The sequence below is a fragment of the Nocardioides sp. AN3 genome (assembly GCF_054653495.1).
This window is the reverse complement of the sequence record NZ_BAAIGC010000014.1, coordinates 112,358-129,314: the sequence shown is the minus strand read 5'-3', so window position 1 is coordinate 129,314 and position 16,957 is coordinate 112,358. Positions and strand designations below refer to the sequence as shown.

General features: G+C 67.4%; 15 protein-coding genes and 1 pseudogene. 5 read left to right on the top strand and 11 right to left on the bottom strand.

Annotated elements, in window-relative coordinates; all coding sequences use genetic code 11:
* Nucleotides 1–413: 413 nt before the first annotated feature.
* From ACYQ1K_RS16585 to ACYQ1K_RS16575, 3 genes are all read right to left on the bottom strand, one after another.
* A complete protein-coding gene (locus ACYQ1K_RS16585) occupies nt 414–851 on the bottom strand; it encodes an SRPBCC family protein (protein ID WP_459984224.1) in 438 nt (145 codons plus the stop codon).
* An 83-nt stretch (nt 852–934) separates the two neighbouring features.
* Nucleotides 935–1,264: a hypothetical protein gene (locus ACYQ1K_RS16580; protein WP_459984223.1), complete on the bottom strand. Its 330-nt coding sequence runs from the start codon at nt 1,262–1,264 to the stop codon at nt 935–937.
* Nucleotides 1,265–1,358: 94 nt separating this feature from the next.
* Nucleotides 1,359–3,098, bottom strand: coding sequence for a serine/threonine protein kinase (locus ACYQ1K_RS16575; protein ID WP_459984222.1), 1,740 nt, complete (start codon nt 3,096–3,098; stop codon nt 1,359–1,361).
* A 422-nt stretch (nt 3,099–3,520) separates the two neighbouring features.
* On the opposite strand from ACYQ1K_RS16575, the gene ACYQ1K_RS16570 reads away from it, so the two are divergent.
* Complete coding sequence (locus tag ACYQ1K_RS16570; protein ID WP_459984221.1) at nt 3,521–3,865, top strand: hypothetical protein; 345 nt, start codon at nt 3,521–3,523, stop codon at nt 3,863–3,865.
* Nucleotides 3,866–4,105: 240 nt separating this feature from the next.
* On the opposite strand, the gene ACYQ1K_RS16565 is transcribed toward ACYQ1K_RS16570, so the two are convergent.
* The 3 genes and pseudogenes from ACYQ1K_RS16565 to ACYQ1K_RS16555 all read right to left on the bottom strand — a co-directional run bounded on the left by ACYQ1K_RS16565 (nt 4,106) and on the right by ACYQ1K_RS16555 (nt 6,382).
* Entirely contained in the window at nt 4,106–4,336 is a 231-nt protein-coding gene (locus ACYQ1K_RS16565; RefSeq protein WP_459984226.1) for a hypothetical protein, read from the bottom strand.
* A 49-nt stretch (nt 4,337–4,385) separates the two neighbouring features.
* Nucleotides 4,386–4,592, bottom strand: a pseudogene (locus ACYQ1K_RS16560) (nuclease-related domain-containing protein); the annotation flags it as partial.
* A gap of 593 nt (nt 4,593–5,185) precedes the next feature.
* Entirely contained in the window at nt 5,186–6,382 is a 1,197-nt protein-coding gene (locus ACYQ1K_RS16555; protein ID WP_459984220.1) for a cysteine desulfurase-like protein, read from the bottom strand.
* Nucleotides 6,383–6,502: 120 nt separating this feature from the next.
* Here ACYQ1K_RS16555 and egtB point away from each other — a divergent pair, with 120 nt between their 5' ends.
* Nucleotides 6,503–7,819: an ergothioneine biosynthesis protein EgtB gene (egtB, locus tag ACYQ1K_RS16550; RefSeq protein WP_459984219.1), complete on the top strand. Its 1,317-nt coding sequence runs from the start codon at nt 6,503–6,505 to the stop codon at nt 7,817–7,819.
* Nucleotides 7,816–8,793, top strand: a complete 978-nt coding sequence (gene egtD, locus ACYQ1K_RS16545) for an L-histidine N(alpha)-methyltransferase (protein WP_459984218.1) — start codon at nt 7,816–7,818, stop codon at nt 8,791–8,793. The genes egtB and egtD overlap by 4 nt, the downstream gene beginning before the upstream one ends.
* A 23-nt stretch (nt 8,794–8,816) precedes the next feature.
* Here egtD and ACYQ1K_RS16540 read toward each other — a convergent pair whose 3' ends face one another.
* From ACYQ1K_RS16540 to ACYQ1K_RS16525, 4 genes are all read right to left on the bottom strand, one after another.
* Nucleotides 8,817–9,326 (bottom strand): AMIN-like domain-containing (lipo)protein, encoded by a 510-nt coding sequence (locus tag ACYQ1K_RS16540; RefSeq protein WP_459984217.1) that lies wholly within the window; start codon nt 9,324–9,326, stop codon nt 8,817–8,819.
* 140 nt (nt 9,327–9,466) lie between these two features.
* Nucleotides 9,467–10,075: a DUF47 domain-containing protein gene (locus ACYQ1K_RS16535; RefSeq protein ID WP_459984216.1), complete on the bottom strand. Its 609-nt coding sequence runs from the start codon at nt 10,073–10,075 to the stop codon at nt 9,467–9,469.
* On the bottom strand, nt 10,072–11,088 hold the full coding sequence (locus ACYQ1K_RS16530) for an inorganic phosphate transporter (protein ID WP_459984215.1): 1,017 nt from the start codon (nt 11,086–11,088) through the stop codon (nt 10,072–10,074). The genes ACYQ1K_RS16535 and ACYQ1K_RS16530 overlap by 4 nt, the downstream gene beginning before the upstream one ends.
* Nucleotides 11,089–11,266: 178 nt before the next feature.
* Nucleotides 11,267–12,577: a GGDEF domain-containing protein gene (locus ACYQ1K_RS16525; RefSeq protein ID WP_459984214.1), complete on the bottom strand. Its 1,311-nt coding sequence runs from the start codon at nt 12,575–12,577 to the stop codon at nt 11,267–11,269.
* Between the two features lie 465 nt (nt 12,578–13,042).
* Between ACYQ1K_RS16525 and ACYQ1K_RS16520 the strand changes: the two genes are divergently transcribed.
* Nucleotides 13,043–14,758 (top strand): InlB B-repeat-containing protein, encoded by a 1,716-nt coding sequence (locus ACYQ1K_RS16520; RefSeq protein ID WP_459984213.1) that lies wholly within the window; start codon nt 13,043–13,045, stop codon nt 14,756–14,758.
* The gene (locus tag ACYQ1K_RS16515; RefSeq protein WP_459984212.1) at nt 14,742–15,422 is read left to right on the top strand and encodes a class F sortase; all 681 of its coding nucleotides are present in this window, start codon (nt 14,742–14,744) and stop codon (nt 15,420–15,422) included. The genes ACYQ1K_RS16520 and ACYQ1K_RS16515 overlap by 17 nt, the downstream gene beginning before the upstream one ends.
* Nucleotides 15,423–15,537: 115 nt before the next feature.
* Here ACYQ1K_RS16515 and ACYQ1K_RS16510 read toward each other — a convergent pair whose 3' ends face one another.
* A complete protein-coding gene (locus ACYQ1K_RS16510) occupies nt 15,538–16,839 on the bottom strand; it encodes a COG4705 family protein (protein ID WP_459984211.1) in 1,302 nt (433 codons plus the stop codon).
* Nucleotides 16,840–16,957: the final 118 nt, after the last annotated feature.

Sequence of the window (16,957 nt, the reverse complement as noted above, 5' to 3'; positions counted from 1 at the left end):
AAGTAGCCAAGCGGAGACTCTTCAGGAGGGCGTCCTATCTGCGTTAACGACAATCCGAGACATGACTCTTACCGACACGTGCGTCGGCTTCGACAGCGTCGAGGTTGTCGTTCCGGGATTCTCCGGTTACGGCACCAACGACATCTGTCTAGACAAGGGCTCACTGCAATAGCGCCGATGGGCCGTCCGCAGCAGAATGATCGTTAGCTTCCGCTGGGCGGGCTTAGGCTTGACGCGGCGGATACGCGGGTCGATGCGACAGACGGCGAACGCGACTGATGTAGGTCCTCCGAGTTCCAACATCAAGGGATGAACGCGGCTAGACGCAACCCGCCGAGCGTCCTGTCAGCGGCAGATGCGGGCGGGCGACGAGTTGGCGCTGCGGGCGTGATGCGGCCGGAGCCGGGCGTGGCCTAGTTCCCGATCGCCAGTGCTTCCTGCTCTACCTTCGCGAGCCACCTTGGCACCTCGAAGCGCGCGACGTGTGCTGACATCCGGTTGAGCTGCAGAGGCGGCGGAGCCTCGATGACAGTCCAGGAGAGCACTGTCGCGTCACCGTCGTCCCGCAAGTCGGCACGCCACTCCGTGAGCACGCGGCCATCCGCAGGTGAGAGCTTCTGAAGCACAAGGCGGCTGCCTGTCACGGCCTCGGTGACGACCCGCTCCATGGTGACGCCGAGAACGGCGACGCTGTAGCGGGAGCCCACTTCCCCGGGACCCCCGCTCGTCGAGACCAGCCGCGCCGATCTGTCGGTTCGGGTCATAGCGTGCGGATCTGCCATGACAGCCCAAACCGCCTCGGCGTTCGCCGGGATGCGGCGCTCGAAGGTCATCACGTTCGGCTTGGCCACGCCGCCAACGTTAGAGAATGACGGGGCAGACCAGTGCGGCGACACGGGCGCGCAACGCGACAGATCCGGACGCGCGGCCGGGGTTACACGGACTCTCGGCCAGGCAATGGTCCACCAGCCAAGAAGGCTTCATCCTCGCGCACATCGTCGTCGACCTGGGGCTGCTGACTGGAGTAACGGCCATCGGTTCGATCTCGCTTCGGGCCAGACATCCAGAACCGTTCGTGGGTGTCCACGTCATAGAAGTTCGAGTCGAAGTTGGCCCCGGCGGTGCCGGTGACCCGCGCCAGTGTTCGGCCATGCACATAAGCAGTCCGCCAAGTCCGCGTGAAGCGCACGCGAGCGATCCACGCCGGTCCGCGATCTGTGTCGTACCCGGTCTTCAGTCGGAGGTACATGATCTGATCGGGCATGCCGGAAGGGTATGGCGTGTGCGCACGACTTTCGGCTGATCCGGTCACTTAGCCGCGCCGGCAGGCGGCGATAAGACGCATTCGACGAGTTCGATCAGCCGCCGAGCTGATCGAGGATCTTCTGTGCGTCTCGACGCGCCGTGAAGGCCGTCTGGTAGCCAGCCGATGAAGTGTCCATCATTTTCTCGATGAAGTCGGCGGTCTTCGGTGACACCGTCGATCGCATCACGAGAACAAGATCGTCGCGGTTGCTCTCCACCAATCCGTCGCCGGCGGCTGCTTGAAGCATCGTAACCCCCAGCTGATGAATATCCACCCGAGGTGACCACGATGTCCCGATCAGCTCGGGGGGAAGGTAACCAGGGGTCGCACTCACCGTCTCAACGGCGACACTGACTCGCGACGAGATGTTGAAATCGACGAGCACTGGGCCCCTATCTGAAACGATCACATTTTCCGGCTTTATATCTCGGTGGACGTAGCCGTAGCGCGACTCGAGCAATTGTTGCAGGGATTCCTCGGTGCCGGATTCCGCGCGCAACCGCCGAAGCTGCGATTCCTTGGGGTGCATGTGCACAAGCGCGTCTAGGAGTGCTGTCATCCACGTCATCAAGCGCTGCTCTGAAGGGCGCGTCGCCGCTTCGCAGTAGGCCCGGAGCGTCAGGCCATCTAGGTACTCCATGGCAAGGTAAACGGCACCATCCTGCAAACGGCCGGAGTCGATGAACTGGACGATGTTGCGGTGCTCGAATCGTTGAAGAACCTCGACTTCTCGCTCGAGCACCGAAAGTCGTCCGTTGCGCAGCACCTTAAGGGCTACAGTTTGAGGCGCTCCGTTTGATGGTCGAATATTTTTCGCGCGATAGACGTCCGCGAATCCCCCGTCAGAGGATATGAGTGACTCGATGAGGTAGCGGCTATCGACTTCAACGCCGACCATAGCCACTGCCGATCCCGTGCGTGCCGGGGCCTTAGCCAAACTTTCTCGCCTCTGCAGATAGGTCTGCAAGAGCTGGGAACTGACCCGTGTCGTCTCGTCCGGCTGTCCACACAGCCCGTAGCCGATGAGGTGTGCCGTGTCTTCCGAGAAGGCCTTGGCCATCTCCCTGAACTCGTGGACGCGCCCTAGCGCCAGGATGCGAAGGATCTCAAATTCGTCGCTGTACTGGTCCTCAAGAATGGCGACGATCTGCGCGAGCAGCGGACCTTGCTCCGTTAAGAATCTAGCAGAGACATCGCGCGCGTCCTCGACTGTGGGCGTGACAGTCTCGCGACGCGGATGGCTATTCCGATGCATCATCGATGCGAATGTCCGAAGGAGGGCCGGGTGGCCGCCAGTGTCACTGAAGGCGCGGGCAACCACCGCAGTCTGCCATTCGAGGCCCATCCGGGCTCCGTAGGTCCTCAGCAGGTCTCCTGCCTCATCCTGACTGAATGGACCCAAGTAGGTCGTGGAGAAGTAGCTGTAGATTGGATTGTCCTCGCCGAAGATCGCGTGACTCTCAACGCACTGTGGGTTCGTACCGGAGATGACGAATCGAAGCGTCCCGGGGCGCTCTTGGTCGAAGCCGCGCAGGAGTTGCCAGAATCGAATGAAGTCAGTTCGCCAGAGTGAGTCACCAGACGTCGGGAACATCCGTTCGATCTCGTCGAGCATGATGATGATGGGCAGGTTCACCCGCTCATGCACGACTCGCAGGTCATGGTCGAAAAGTTCGAATACACTCGCCCGGTCCGGAACCTCGCTGTACGTCTCGTAGCAGCCGAACAACTTGAGGCCACTCGTGGAGCGCACCCGCCGGTTGCCGTCCCACAGAGATTCGCCCAGAGCCACAACAGATAGTCCGCTGATGGGTTGATGGCGTTAGAACGTTGTAGGTCGGCCTGAGCGATTAGTCCTGCTTCGCGATTTCGTAGGGCTTCACGTAGGCGGAGGATGAACGACGTCTTGCCGATCTTGCGAAGCCCAAACAATGCGACGTGGGATTGCCCTTGAGTGATGTTGCGTTCAAGTCGCCGGAGCAGCGATGTGCGGCCAAAGAAGTCGCCGCCTTGTGTAACTGGCGAACGGAGGTCGTAGAGGTCGCGCGCGAAGAGTCCAACCCGTACTGCATCGCCCAGCGGCCTCGGACCAACGGGTTGGAACTGTCGCAGCGACGTAGCGGTCAGCACCAGGAGGGTAAGCCCCGCAGACTCGGCTGCCTCATGTAGGACGGGAGCCCCTGAAGGATCGTTGGAGACAATGACCATGACATCTTGCGCGCATCGGACACTGTGTCGACGCATAAAGGTGATGGCGGCCTGCACATCGCGGGCTTCAGATCGGCGGTGGAGCGCTCCCCACATCAGCACTTCCCGTTGCGACCCTATGATCTCGGCGAGGTGTTGGGGCAGGCGCAGGAGCAAGCCCCAGTTCAGTTCGTCATCGCGGTCCTCGTGAATGTAGTCGATCTCCACCTTGGCCGCCAGCAGGACATCTGCGACAAGGTTTCGCGTCGCATCGGTTGCGCGCCAGTCGGCGACGGCTCGCTTAGGAACTGGCATGTTCGCTTGCTTCCCCGGGTAGGTCGGTTGCTGAATCCCAAACGTTACCTATTCTGAACGGCTAGGAGGGCAAGATCAGGGACAAGCCGTCCCTGATCGCGGTGGTTGGGGGCGTTCCTCCGTGTGCGCATCGAACAAGTGCTAGCCGTCGCCGACACACGCAATTGGAGGGTTTGATCACCTCTAGATGACCGAGAGCCGGGTGGCCCATTCTGGGCGATGTGGGACGCCATCGAACCTGCGGTTTCGGCTGTCATGCTGGTGGGAGTGCAGCTGCCAATCGCTCATGGACGGTCGCTACTCTGCACGGTGGGGGCCGTCGGTGGCGAGGCGCGGATAGAGCTTCTTCGGCCACAGCACCTCGACGCCGCGGATGGTGAAGGCGCCGCCGATGAGCGGCCAGTCGGCTCCGACGAAGCAGAGGACACCTGTGATCGCGAGGTCTGTGCCGACGATGCCGCGGACGACGTCGACCTGCTTGAGGGACGTCGTCCACGAGCTTGGTGCAGTCCCTTGAACCGACGACAAGCTTCTCGGTCCGCGGTCGCAAGATGCCGCCCTCGATCTTGAGTGTGGGACGGCCCTTGTAGCGCTTCGCGTCGACGACGTAGATACCGGTTGGCGTCACTGCGATGTGGTCGATGTTCCCCTTGGTGCCAGGGATACGGCGGTCGTGGAGGACACGCATGCTGTCAGCGCGGAACTCGTTGAGGCGATTGCCAAGCCGTTCCTCGCCGAGAGCGCCAATCCGCCACGCGGTCGTCGACTGGGGGTCGTCAGTCATCGCCAGGATGAGGCCGCCGAGCTTCGGATGCTGGCTGCGGATTCGTGCTTCGCGCTTGGTCTTGCGCCGCTCGAATTCTCGGCGGGCCGACGCGCCGGGCGTGCCGATGTCGGGGTCCCCTGCATCTCCGGCGGCCTCGGGCGCGCGATACGCCTCCGTCGTACTTTGCTCGGCCGTCGGACCAGGGCTGCTCGGGTTGGCGGTGGAGGTGAAGACAGTGGAGCAGGTGAGGCAGCGGACCGTCTTCGTGGCGCGCCCGTAGATCGCCTCGCTCCGAGCGGGTACGTGGGCGCCGCAGCGTCCGCGCTGGGTCCTTGGTGAGACACCTCGACCCGGTCACGGCCGTTGATCGTGGCGGCGTGCAGCGCTTGATCGGCAGCGGCCTGGAGGCTCGGGGCCCGCGGCCAAGCTCGGGGAGGAGCGCGATGCCGACGCTGACCGTGATGTGACGATCGACGCCCGGCGCCGGATGGCGGACGTGGCGGCGCGCGCGTCTTCGACGTCCGCATCGGCGAGGACCACCAGAAACTCCTCGCCGCCGGTCGCCAGCGCCTGTACCCGGTGGTGTGGTGTGCGGCGACGATGGCGCTCCGTCAGCCGAGCTCTGCCACGCCCGCGATGAGCCGCTCGACGTCGTCGAGGTTCGTGTAGGGGGAGATCCCGGCGCGTACGGCGCCGGCGTCGCCCAAGCCCAGCCACCTCGACGCCTCGATCGCATAGAAGCTGCTGGCCGGAGCGTTCACGCCTGCGGCCGCCAGGCGCTCGTAGACCATCTGAGGGTCACGTCCCTCGACGGAGAAGAAGACGGTCGGCGTACGCCGCGCCGGGTGGCCGTGGAGTCTGACGCGGTCGAGCCCGCGCAACCCCTCCAGCAGCCGCGCGAACAGCTGCTCCTCATGCCGCTCGACCGCCCGCAGCGACTCCAGCACGCGGGTGCGGCGGTCCGTCGCGTCCGAGGCGAGGCCAGCGACGTAGTCGATCGCGGCCGTCGTGCCGGCCAGCGTCTCATACGGCAGCGTGCCGAGCTCGAACCGCTCCGGCACCGCGTCGGTCGACGCCAGCAGCTTGTCGTTGTGGATCCGCTCGAGCAGGTCCGGGGCCGCGGCGAGGACGCCGTGGTGAGGGCCGAAGAACTTGTACGGCGAGCACGCGTAGAAGTCGGCCCCGATCGCCTGCATGTCGACCGGCGAGTGTGGCGTCAGGTGCACGCCGTCGACGTACAGCAGGGCGCCGGCCTCGTGCACCGCCTCGGCGATCGCCGCCAGGTCCGGGCGCGTGCCCAGCACGTTGGACGCAGCTGTCACGGCAACGAGCTTCGTGCGGTCGGACAGCTGCTCGCGCACATCGGAGACGGCCAGCTCGGCCGTCTCCCGGTCGAACCCGACCCACCGCACGTCGGCACCGACGGACGCCGCCGCCTGGACCCACGGCCGGACGTTCGCGTCGTGGTCGAGCCGCGTCACCACGACCTCGTCGCCCTCCCGCCACTCCTTCGCCAGCGCACGGGAGATGTCGTAGGTGACCTGAGTCATCGACCGTGCGAACACCACGCCGCCCGCGTCGCAGCCCAGGAGGTCGGCCACGGCGTGCCGCGCGCCGAGCACGACCTCGTCGGCCCGTCGCTCGGCGGCGCTCACGACGCCACGGTTGGAGATCCCCGAGGTCATCGTGCGCGCCATCGCCTCGGCGACCTGGCGCGGCACCTGTGTGCCGCCGGGACCGTCGAAGTAGGCGATGCCCTCCGCGAGGGCGGGAAAGTCACCACGGATGCGCGCGACGTCGAGTGTCATGGAGACATCTTGACGCCGGGATGGCGACATCGGGGTCTGGGCATTGTCGGTGGGCCCTCCTAGGCTCATCGATGCGGGCTCGGCGGGCAGATCGTCCGTCCGTCCCCCAGGGAGGCTCTCATGACCACTGACTGGACCGCCGATGCGCTCGTCACCCGCTACGACGAGGTCAGGGCTCACACGGAGCGGCTGGCGGCGCCGCTCTCGCCGGAGGACCAGACGGTCCAGTCGATGGCGGACGTCTCGCCGACCAAGTGGCATCGAGCGCACGTCACGTGGTTCTTCGAGACGTTCGTGCTGGCCGAGCAGGAGCCCGGGTTCCAGCCCTTCCAGGAGACGTACTGGTTCCTGTTCAACAGCTACTACGAGGCGGTCGGTCCCCGCTATTCCCGGGCTCAGCGCGGCGTGATCAGCCGACCGGGCGCGCATGACGTCGCCCTCTACCGAGGCAACGTCGACAACCGGATCCGAGATCTCGTCCTCACGCTGGACGAGGGCAGCCTCGGCAAGCTGACCGACACCCTCGAGCTCGGCTTCCACCATGAGCAGCAGCACCAGGAGCTCCTGCTCATGGACATCAAGCATGTGCTCTCGCTCAACCCGTTGCGCCCGGTCTACTCGGGCTCGCCCGGGCCGACCTGCGAGCCCGACGAGCTCGGCTGGGTCGACGTCGAGGGCGGTCTGGTGGAGGTCGGACACCGCGGGGAGGGCTTCTCCTTCGACAACGAGCTGCCCCTCCACGAGGTGCACCTCGAGCCGTTCCGGCTGGCCGACCGGCTGGTCACCAACGGGGAATGGCTCGAGTTCATGGCGGACGGTGGCTACCAGCGGCACGAGCTGTGGCTCTCGGACGGCTGGGCGCTGGTGCAGGACGAGGGCTGGCGGGCCCCGTTCTACTGGTCCCTGGTCGACGGCGTCTGGTTCGAGCACACGTTGAATGGCACCTGGCCGGTCAACCCGGGCCTGCCGGTCAGCCACGTCAGCCACTATGAGGCCGACGCGTATGCCGCCTGGGCGGGGCGTCGACTCCCGACCGAGGCCGAGTGGGAGCACGGCGTCCGGCGAGACGCCGAGCGTGCGCTCGGCACGCCGGCCGAGACGGTGGACGGCAATCTCGCCGACACCGAGACCTACCACCCCCGGGCGGCCGGCCCGAGGACCGGTCATCTGCGTCAGGTGTTCGGCGACTGCTGGGAGTGGACGTCGTCGGCCTACCTGCCCTATCCCGGGTTCCATCCGCCGTCCGGGGCGATCGGCGAGTACAACGGCAAGTTCATGTCCAACCAGATGGTGCTGCGGGGCGGGTGCGCGTTGACGCCACCCGGCCATGCTCGGGCCAGCTATCGCAACTTCTTCCCACCCCGCTCGCGCTGGGCGCTCAGCGGGGTCCGCCTCGCCGACGGCGGGGTGCCGAGCGGCTCGGAGGAGCGGGGATGAGCGAGGCTCGGGAGCCGCGCGTCGAGGTGCTGCTCGACGGCGGCCGTGACAGCAGTCTGGCCGCGGATGTGCGGCGCGGTCTCAGCCGCCATCCGCTCACGCTGCCGCCCAAATGGCTGTATGACGACCACGGGTCGGCGCTGTATGAGGAGATCACCCGACTCCCGGAGTACTACCCGTTCGCCGCCGAGCACGCCATCCTCGAGGCACATGCCGCCGAGATCGCGACGATCAGCGGAGCGACAACGCTCATCGAGCTGGGCAGCGGGACCAGCGAGAAGACCCGCCTCCTCCTCGATGCCTTCACGACACACGGCCGGCTGACCCGGTTCACGCCCGTCGACGTCGCCGAGGAGGCGGTGCGAGTCGCCGCCGGCCAGATCGCCGCGCGATATGCGGGACTCGAGGTCGCGGCCCTGGTCGGAGACTTCACCCTGCATCTCCCGCACCTGCCGCAGGAGGACCGCCGCATGGTGGCCTTCCTCGGGGGCACGATCGGCAACCTCTACTTCGAGGAGCGGTCAGCGTTCCTCGGGGCCCTGGCTGACCAGCTCCGACCGGGCGACTCGCTGCTGCTCGGCACGGACCTGGTCAAGAGCGCCGACCGCCTGGTCGCGGCGTACAACGACGACGCCGGCGTCACCGCCGCGTTCATCCGGAACTGTCTGACGGTGATGAACCGCGAGCTCGGCGCGGACTTCGACCCGGCGTCGTTCGCCTACGTCCCCTTGTGGGACCCCCACATGGAGCGCATGGACCTGCGCTTGCGGTCCGAGGTGCCGCAGCGGGTGCGCGTCCCGGGCGCCGACTTGGTGCTCGAGCTGATGGCCGGAGAGGAGATACGCGTGGAGATCTCGACGAAGTTCCGGGTCAGCTCGATCAGCGCCGAGCTGGAGGCGGTCGGCTTCGGGGTGACGAGGATCTGGACCGACGACAACGGCGACTTCGCCGTGACGTTGGCAACCATGCGCTAGACGGGTGGTTGTTCGGCTGGTGCTCAGGTCGAGTGCTTGAAGTCGATCACGAGTCGCTGGGGCTCGTGCAGTCGGAAGATCCGGTACGGCGTCAGCCGCGGCCGGAGCCCGAACGCGAACGTCACCTGTCCCTCGAAGTCGCCGGTCATCGCGATCGCCTTGAGCGCCGGCAAGCCGGGTCGGGTCAGCGTCGGACCACGATAGATGTTATCGCCGGCGCCGTTGTGGGCGTAGGCCGGAGTCAGCACGACCTGCAGGCCGCCACGGATGGGCACCGGGAGTCCCGACGCGTCATAGGAGAAGTGCCGGCGGTAGGTGGCTCGATAACCGGGGATGCGGCCCTCGATGCGGATGACGACCCGGTCGAAGTGTCGGTGCTGTGCGTAGCGCAGGTTGACGATGCGAGGGTGCGCGGCGCTCGGGCCGACCGACGTGGTGGGGCTGGTCGTCCAGTCGGGAAGCGAGGTGGCTGGCGGGCTGGTCAGGGCCAGGGTCGCGACGATTGCGACGACGAGCCCGATGATTCTGGTCATGATGGGCCCCCACGGAGCGGTGTTCAGTGGTGGAGCAGGTCGGACGGAGCCGCCCGACCATTGTCGGTTCTCTCTTGGTGTACTCGCTCACGCCTCCGTGCGCCAGACCTCACGCTGCGCGATGCCGGACTCTGCGGGGGCTAGGTCTCCTTCACGACGGCGTACCAGATGCGGTCGGCCACCCGGCTGATGCGCTCGCCGACGTCGAGGGTGCGACGGTAGAGCTCGCCTCTGGCCGTCACCTCCCGCAGATCCTCGATGGCGAGGAGCCCCTGCATGGCGGTCCGGTAGAGCTTCTCCATCCGCCGTTCGCAGGAGGTCGCGTCGTCGGCCGCGCGCGTGGCGGCGTCCTTGCCGGTGGCCAGATGCTCGATCGCCCGGTGGAGGTGGTGGACGCCTGTCGCGATCTCGCCCGCCATGGCCGCGATGTGGGCGTCGGGACCCTGCGCGACGCTCTCGGCCTCCCGGACGATGTTCTTGAGGCCGTTGAGGACCGCGTCCAGACGCTCCGACAACGTGAAGAGGTCCTCCTGGTCGACCGGGGTGCTGAAGGCTTCCCGCAGCTCCACGCTGAGCCGCCGGCGGACCTGGTCGGCGCGGTGCTCGCACTCGCGAACGTGCTCCTCCTGCACGAGATCTCCACGCGCCCACCGTCCGAACGCGGTGGCGCCGGCCAAGGTGATGTCTGCCTGCGACAGGAGCGTCGCCATCACGTCAGGGCTCTGGGGCAGGAACCAGTGCTTCGTCACAGGATCACCTTCTCAAGGAGGGCCAGGAGAAGCCCCAGGACCGCGCAGGCCGGCAGGGTCACCAGCCAGGCGAGCCCGATCTCGCCGACGACCGGCCACCGTACGTGCCGCCACCGGCGCCCTGCACCGACGCCGGCGACCGAGGACGCCACGACATGGGTGGTGCTGACGGGCGCTCCGAGGATCGCCGCCCCGCCGATCACGACGGTGCCGGAGGCCTGGCTGACCAACCCGTCCAGCGGCCGGATGCGATAGATGCCGCGGCCGACGGTGCGCACGATGCGCCACCCCCCGAGGGCCGTGCCGACGGTCAGCGCCGTCGCGCAGACGACCTTCACCCACAAGGGCACCACGAAGGAGGGGAGCGAGCCGCCTGCCACGAGCGCCAAGGTGATGACGCCCATGGTCTTCTGAGCGTCGTTCGTCCCATGCGCGAACGAGAGCGCCGCACACGTGAGCCACTCGCCTCGAAGGATCGTCCGGGTCACGCCGCGGCGCGCACGTCGGAGCGACCGCCTGGCCAGCAGCTCGCCGGACCACCCGGCGAAGGCTCCGAGCAGGGGTGAGATCGCCAGCGCCGAGAGCACTCCGACCACCCCGACCGGCCGCCAGCCGTCGAACCCTCCCCAGTGGACAGCGTCGAGGCCGCCCACGGCGATGCCGGCTCCGACGAGCCCGCCGACCAGCGCATGGGAGGACGACGACGGCAGTCCCCACCACCACGTGGCCAGATTCCACGCGAGCGCTGCGACGAGCGAGGCGAACAGGATCATCAACGTCGTGTCGCTCGAGACGTCGACGAGGCCCCCGACCGTGTCGGCCACGGCCGTCCCGGCCAGGATGGGCCCGAGGATGGTGAAGACCGCCGCGACGGTCACGGCTGTGCCTGGCGCCATGGCCCGGGTCGCCACCGGCGCGGCGATCGAGTTCGACGAGTCGTGGAAGCCGTTCGTCAGGTCGAACGCGATCGCGAGAAGCACCACCACGCCCACCCCTGCGTCCGTACTGCTCACGAGAGCAGTGTGGCGGACACACCTCCCGTGGGGAGTGAAACCGGTCTGCGGCGAGGCCGTGGCGTCGACGCGCGAGAACGTGCACCGCAACGACACCCTGCACTGGGATCTACGACGCGGCGTACGACATCTGGCTCAACTGCTTGGTCGCCACCGACGGTCACGCTGCCGATGGCGGTCACGGGTGGGGGGTGGCGGCGACGACTTGCGTGACGGTGGTGTTGCGCCCGGCTTCCTTGGCGTGGAAGAGCGCGTGGTCAGCCTCTTCCAACACCGACGGCAACCGGGCGGGGGCACCCGGTCTGACTGTTGCCATGCCGATGCTGATGGTGACTTGCTCGCCGTGCGGGATGCCGAGCTCGGAGCTGTCGAGATGGGAGACGGCGACACGGATCTGCTCGGCCGCTGCCGATGCTTCGTGGTCGGGGCTCTCGATGAAGACGCAGAACTCCTCGCCGCCGAAGCGTCCCAGCACTGCGCGTTGTCCGACCGAAGCGGCGAGAACCTGGGCGATGGTTCGTGCGACAGCAACGAGCGCGCGGTCGCCGGCCAAGTGTCCCCAGGTGTCGTTGAAGCGTTTGAAGTGGTCGACATCGATGAACATGACGTTCCACGGCTCGTGTCGGCGTTGGCAGCGCTGCACGCCTAGCTCGGCGAGGCGCCGCCATGCGTCGAAGCGGAGGAGCCCGGTCTTCTCGTCGCCATCAGCGCGCTCACGGAGCGGGGCATGCAGCGCGGCGCGTTGAGTGAGTGCGTAGACGGGGACAAGAAGAAGGAGGAACCAGGGGGCGCCGGTCCAGATGGCGGCCGAGAGACCACCCACCAGCAGGACGCCGCCCTCCGTCAGGTAGAACGACCGACTGCGAAGCGTGTTCCGCAGCCAGACCTCGTCGGCGGGGTCGTTGATGTAGGCGCTGCCATGGAACAGGAGCGTCTCGACTGCGAGGAATGTCGCCGCTCCGACGAGCACGGCCAGCAGTCCTCGCAGACCCGAGCCTTGCATCAGGTCCATGTCGCGGCCGGCCACTACGGATGCCGCGACCGCCGCCGCCGTGCCACACAGGACCAGGAACGCAGCGGAGCCGACCCACTTCCAGACGGGCACTCGCAGTCCTCGCCACCAGGCGTGAGCGTAGGTGAACGCCACCACAGGAAGCAGCCACGGCAGTGACAGCAGGAGGCAGGTGGCGAAGGTCCAGGCTGACAGCGCCTTGTGAGGTCGCTGGCTGTTCGACACCCCGCCCTCGAGGGCTCGGCCGATCTCGACGTTGAGGACGGAGGCAGCCATGACAACCACCGCGGGCAGAAGTCCACCACCGGGGGTGCGCGCATGGCCGAGCTCAGCGAACCTCAGCGGCGCCACCACCGCGGCGAGGACGGCGGCGCCGAGATACATGCGGTGCGCCCAGCCGCGGGTGCGCCGCGGGGTGAAGGCGCCCGCCGCCGAAGCCGGACGCGCCTGCGGCGCGTCCCCTGTCCTGGTACTCATCCACCCTGCCCCGAGATCGGTGACTCAGAGCCCCACAGTACGGAGACCAAGCGCAGCGTGACCACAATGGACGCGCGCGTCATCGAGACCGGGCTCGACGTGAGCGAAGACGGAATCGAAGCCGCTTGGTGGCCCAACACTGCCGTCGTCAAACGGGCCGGCACAGCCACTTCCCCCTTCTGCGGTAAATCGCCTGGGGGTCCCCGCGTGGCCCGAATGGTCGCCGCAACGCAGGGGTAATCGACACGAGTCGGAACGTGGGACTCCGACGATCGCCCAGGGGAGGGCCTCCGGCCACGACATGGCCGGGCGCGAGCATGCGCGCGTTCACTTCGTCATGCCCGACTCCTCGCCTGGGAAGAGATGGCTCTGCGCCGTCGACGAGACGCCCGCACAGGGCACTTGCTTCCTTGGGAGGAAACGATGAAAGACCACGGACGGGCGACGAGGCATCCTCGGACACGGATGTCCCGTTTCGCCGCGATGCTGGGATGCCTCGGCGCCCTGTTGCTCATGATGGGGGTCGGCGTGGGTGTCGGACCGGCCAATGCCGGTCAGGCGCACCGCCACGAAACACACGGCGGCGCACACCACGCCACACACCATGGTGCACAGGGTGTCACGCACCACGTCGCGCCAGGCGTCCGCTTCCACGACCCTGACTGCCAGGACGGGTCGGCCGGGTGGCACGGCTTCGTGAGCGGGGGCGACGACAGTGCGGCGACGTTCCACGTCACCGCGGGTGCTGCCGCGGCTGGCAAGAAGATCACCGTGACAGCGACGGCACATGCAGGCGCCTCGTTCGCCGGTGGAGCCCGGACCAGGTCGTTCACCCACACCTTCAAGCGTGGCCCCTCGGACTGCGGCGTGCGCTCGCGGAGCGTCGTACACGCCTGGGTGCGGTTCACGAACCCGACCAGTGACCACGGTGCAAGCTGGACCGGCTATGTCAACGGGCGGCCGGACAGCGCGGGCGACCATGTGACCTTCCAGGTCACCTCGGGGACCGTTGCTCCTGGTGCGACGGTGACGATCACCGCCACCGCGGAGAGCGGCTACACGGTCCCGGGCGGCCGGACGACGATGACCTTCACCCACACCTTCTGCCAGGTGCCGTCCAGTGACACCACCGTGCTGCACGCCTGGGTGCGGTTCACTGAAGCGACTGCCGAGCACGGCCCGAGCTGGACCGGCTACGTCAACGGCCAGCCCGACAGCGCGGGCGACCATGTGACCTTCCAGGTCACCTCGGGCGCCGTTGCTCCTGGCGCGACGGTGACGATCACCGCCACCGCGGACAGCGGCTACACATTCCCGGGCGGCCGGACGACGATGACCTTCGCCCACACCTTCTGCCAGGTGCCGTCCAGTGACACGACCGTGCTGCACGCCTGGGTGCGGTTCACCGAGGCGACCGCCGAGCACGGCCCGAGCTGGACCGGCTATGTCAACGGCCAGCCCGACAGCGCGGGCGACCATGTGACCTTCCAGGTCACCTCGGGGACCGTTGCTCCTGGTGCGACGGTGACGATCACCGCCACCGCGGAGAGCGGCTACACGTTCCCGCACGGAAAGACGACGATGACCTTCACCCACACCTTCGCTCAGGTGAGTGCGGGCGGCGGAGTCACCTCGCTCGTCGCGACGGTGGTCTTCACCAACGGGTCGCATGGCCACGGCGCCGGCTGGACCGGCTATGTCAACGGTGTTCGCGACACCGCCGGTGACCACGTGACCTTCCAGGTGACCTCCGGCAGCGTCGCCCCCGGCGCCACCGTGGTCGTCACTGCCACGGCGGAGACCGGCTACACCCTCCAGGGCGGCGTGCAGTCGTTGACCTTCACCCACACCTTCCCGACTGCCAGCGCCGGACACACCTCCACGGTTGGTACGACGCACACGGTGAGCACCGGCACCGGCGCCGGAGTGAGTGCGGGAACCAGTGCGGGGACGGCTGCCGGTGTGAGCGCCGGAACAGCGTCGAGCGGTGGCCCGACGGGCGTGTCGGCGGCCGAGTCGACCGTGCCGACCTCCATCAATGCCGGCCTGGCCGGTGAGCCGGGGACGTCCTCGATGTCCCAGCAGCTCTCGCGCAGCCTGTTCGCCGGGGGAGCGCTGCTGCTGCTCCTCAGCGGCTGGCTGATGGCACGAGGGTCGCGGCGCGGTGCCCACCGGGCCTAGGCACCGCAAGAGCGAGCGCGGCAGGGGCCTCATCTGGGTCCCTGCCGCGCTCGGCGCCGCCCTGCTGGCCGGCGGGGCCGCCGCGCCGCACCTCCGCCACGTCAACGTCCCGGTCGAGACACCGAGCAGCGTCGCGAAGGTCGTTGGAGGTGCCACTCCGGCGCCGCCTTCCCCGGAGGCCGCCGCATGGGCGGCCAGGCCGACGCCGCAGCGTGTACGGCGAGCCGAGAACGCCGGACCCCCGTTGCGTGTTGACATCGCGACCCTCGGCATCTCCGCGCCGGTGAACCCGGTCGCTCTCGACGCAGGCGTCCTGGAGCCTCCGGCCGACTTCCACCGCGTGGGCTGGTGGCAGGGCGGAGCGGTCGCGGGATCCGCCCGCGGGACCGCGCTCATCGCCGGGCACACGGTCCACACAGGCGGAGGAGTGTTCAACGACCTCGGGCGGCTGCGCGCCGGCGACCACGTCAGCGTGACGACCACCAAGGGGAAGCTCGACTACCGGGTGGAGACCGTCACCCTCTACTCCAAGGCGAGCCTCTCGCGTCACGCCCAGGAGGTCTTCTCGCAGGTCGTGCCCGGACGCCTTGCGCTGGTCACCTGCGAGGACTGGAACGGTCACGGCTACAACTCCAACGTCGTTGTCCTCGCCACAGCCACCTAGCTGACGCCGTTGCCACGGTGGGTGCGTCCTCACGCGTTCAACTTTCGGCCTTGATGAGACCGTGCCCGCGTGGCTGTCAATGCGGCAGCCACGCGGGCAGTCCCGTCGCTGCTGATCAGAACGCGTGCTGGTTGAGGTCGCTGAGAAGCGTGCCGAGCTCCTTCTCCTGCTGTCCCGGGGGAGCAGGCTGGATCTTGCCGTGGTCGATCGCGTAGGTCTTGAGGACTGCGTCCATCTGGCCGTCCAGCAGCGTCCACGTCTTCTGATTGACGGCCTGCAGGGAGGTCGAGTCTGCGTCCCAGTCATCTCGCATCTTCTGCACCGTGGCGTGAGATGCGGTCACGTTTCCGGCCTTGTCCTGCGCGACCGCCGTTTGCGCCATCGTCTTGTACTTGGCAACCGCCGCCGTCGTCTGGGCGGCGCTGAACGCCGCCTTGGGACATGCCGGCATCGTCTCGCTCGCGCCGGTGGGGTCGCAGGTGGCGTGCGGCTGGTTGTGCCCCCAGATCATCACGCCGCCCGCCGCGATGGCGACGACGACGATGCCGACCAGACCGAGGCGCTCCCGATGGGGGTTGGTCGTCACGGTCGGGGTGTGGATCGCCTCGTAGGTCTCGACGACGTCGCTGCGGCTGACGGTCAGGTAGATGACCGTGGCGAGGATCGCGCCGAGGAAGATCAGGCTGGTCCACAGCGTGCCCAGGCCGAGCCCGACGGGGTCGCCGGGGTTGGCCGCCACCTTCGGTGAGGCCAGCCAGTCTCCGATGTTCGCGCCCAGCGGACGGGTCAGGATGTAGGCGAGCCAGAACGACAGGACCGGGTTGGCGCCCCACTTCCACAGCGCGGCGATGGAGGCGATCAGGCCGAGCGGCAGAAGCACCGACTGCGCCGGGGGCCAGTTGGTCAGCTCCAGCGTCCAGTCACCCGTCGCGGTGCCGAGGGCGAAGGTGACCAGGACGGTCAGCCAGTAGAAAGCCTCGCGCGGCGTCGTGTTGATGCTGTGGATCGACAAGGTCCGCTCGCGGAGCCACCAGATTCCGAACACGAGGGCCAGGAGCACCGCGAACACGGTCGAGCTCAGCCACAGTGGGATGCCGATCTGGTCGGTTCCCATGTCCGTGTACAGGGTCCCCGCGACGCTCACGACGACGACGGTGAGCCAGTAGGGGAACGGGACGTAGCGCTTGGTGCGCATCTGCACGGTGAGAACCACGATGAAGATGCCCGTGAAGAGCAGCATCGTGTTCGTCAGTCCGAATCCGAGCGTCTCGTTGATGTAGTCGGCGAAGCTCTCACCGACGGTGGTGCAGAGGATCTTGATCACCCAGAACCAGATCGTGACTTCGGGGACCTTGTTCAGCATGGTGGCGCCCACGCTCGGGGTCGAGCGACTCAGTGCGTCAGATGTCTGTGACATGGGGAGCAGGATGCAGGACGGTGCATGAAGTCAACCTGAACGCTTCAGCACCGCGCTCCATCGACTACGGTGGTGACCTTCCCGGTCTCGATCGCGGCCAGTGCGGACGTGGGCGTCG

Bases quoted from the DNA above. Each gene is read 5' to 3' on its own strand.
- ACYQ1K_RS16580 (WP_459984223.1), bottom strand. From the start codon at position 1,264: ATGCCCGATCAGATCATGTACCTCCGACTGAAGACCGGGTACGACACA.
- ACYQ1K_RS16555 (WP_459984220.1), bottom strand. From the start codon at position 6,382: ATGACACTCGACGTCGCGCGCATCCGTGGTGACTTTCCCGCCCTCGCG.
- egtB (WP_459984219.1), top strand. From the start codon at position 6,503: ATGACCACTGACTGGACCGCCGATGCGCTCGTCACCCGCTACGACGAG.
- egtD (WP_459984218.1), top strand. From the start codon at position 7,816: ATGAGCGAGGCTCGGGAGCCGCGCGTCGAGGTGCTGCTCGACGGCGGC.
- ACYQ1K_RS16540 (WP_459984217.1), bottom strand. From the start codon at position 9,326: ATGACCAGAATCATCGGGCTCGTCGTCGCAATCGTCGCGACCCTGGCC.
- ACYQ1K_RS16525 (WP_459984214.1), bottom strand. From the start codon at position 12,577: ATGAGTACCAGGACAGGGGACGCGCCGCAGGCGCGTCCGGCTTCGGCG.
- ACYQ1K_RS16520 (WP_459984213.1), top strand. From the start codon at position 13,043: ATGTCCCGTTTCGCCGCGATGCTGGGATGCCTCGGCGCCCTGTTGCTC.
- ACYQ1K_RS16510 (WP_459984211.1), bottom strand. From the start codon at position 16,839: ATGTCACAGACATCTGACGCACTGAGTCGCTCGACCCCGAGCGTGGGC.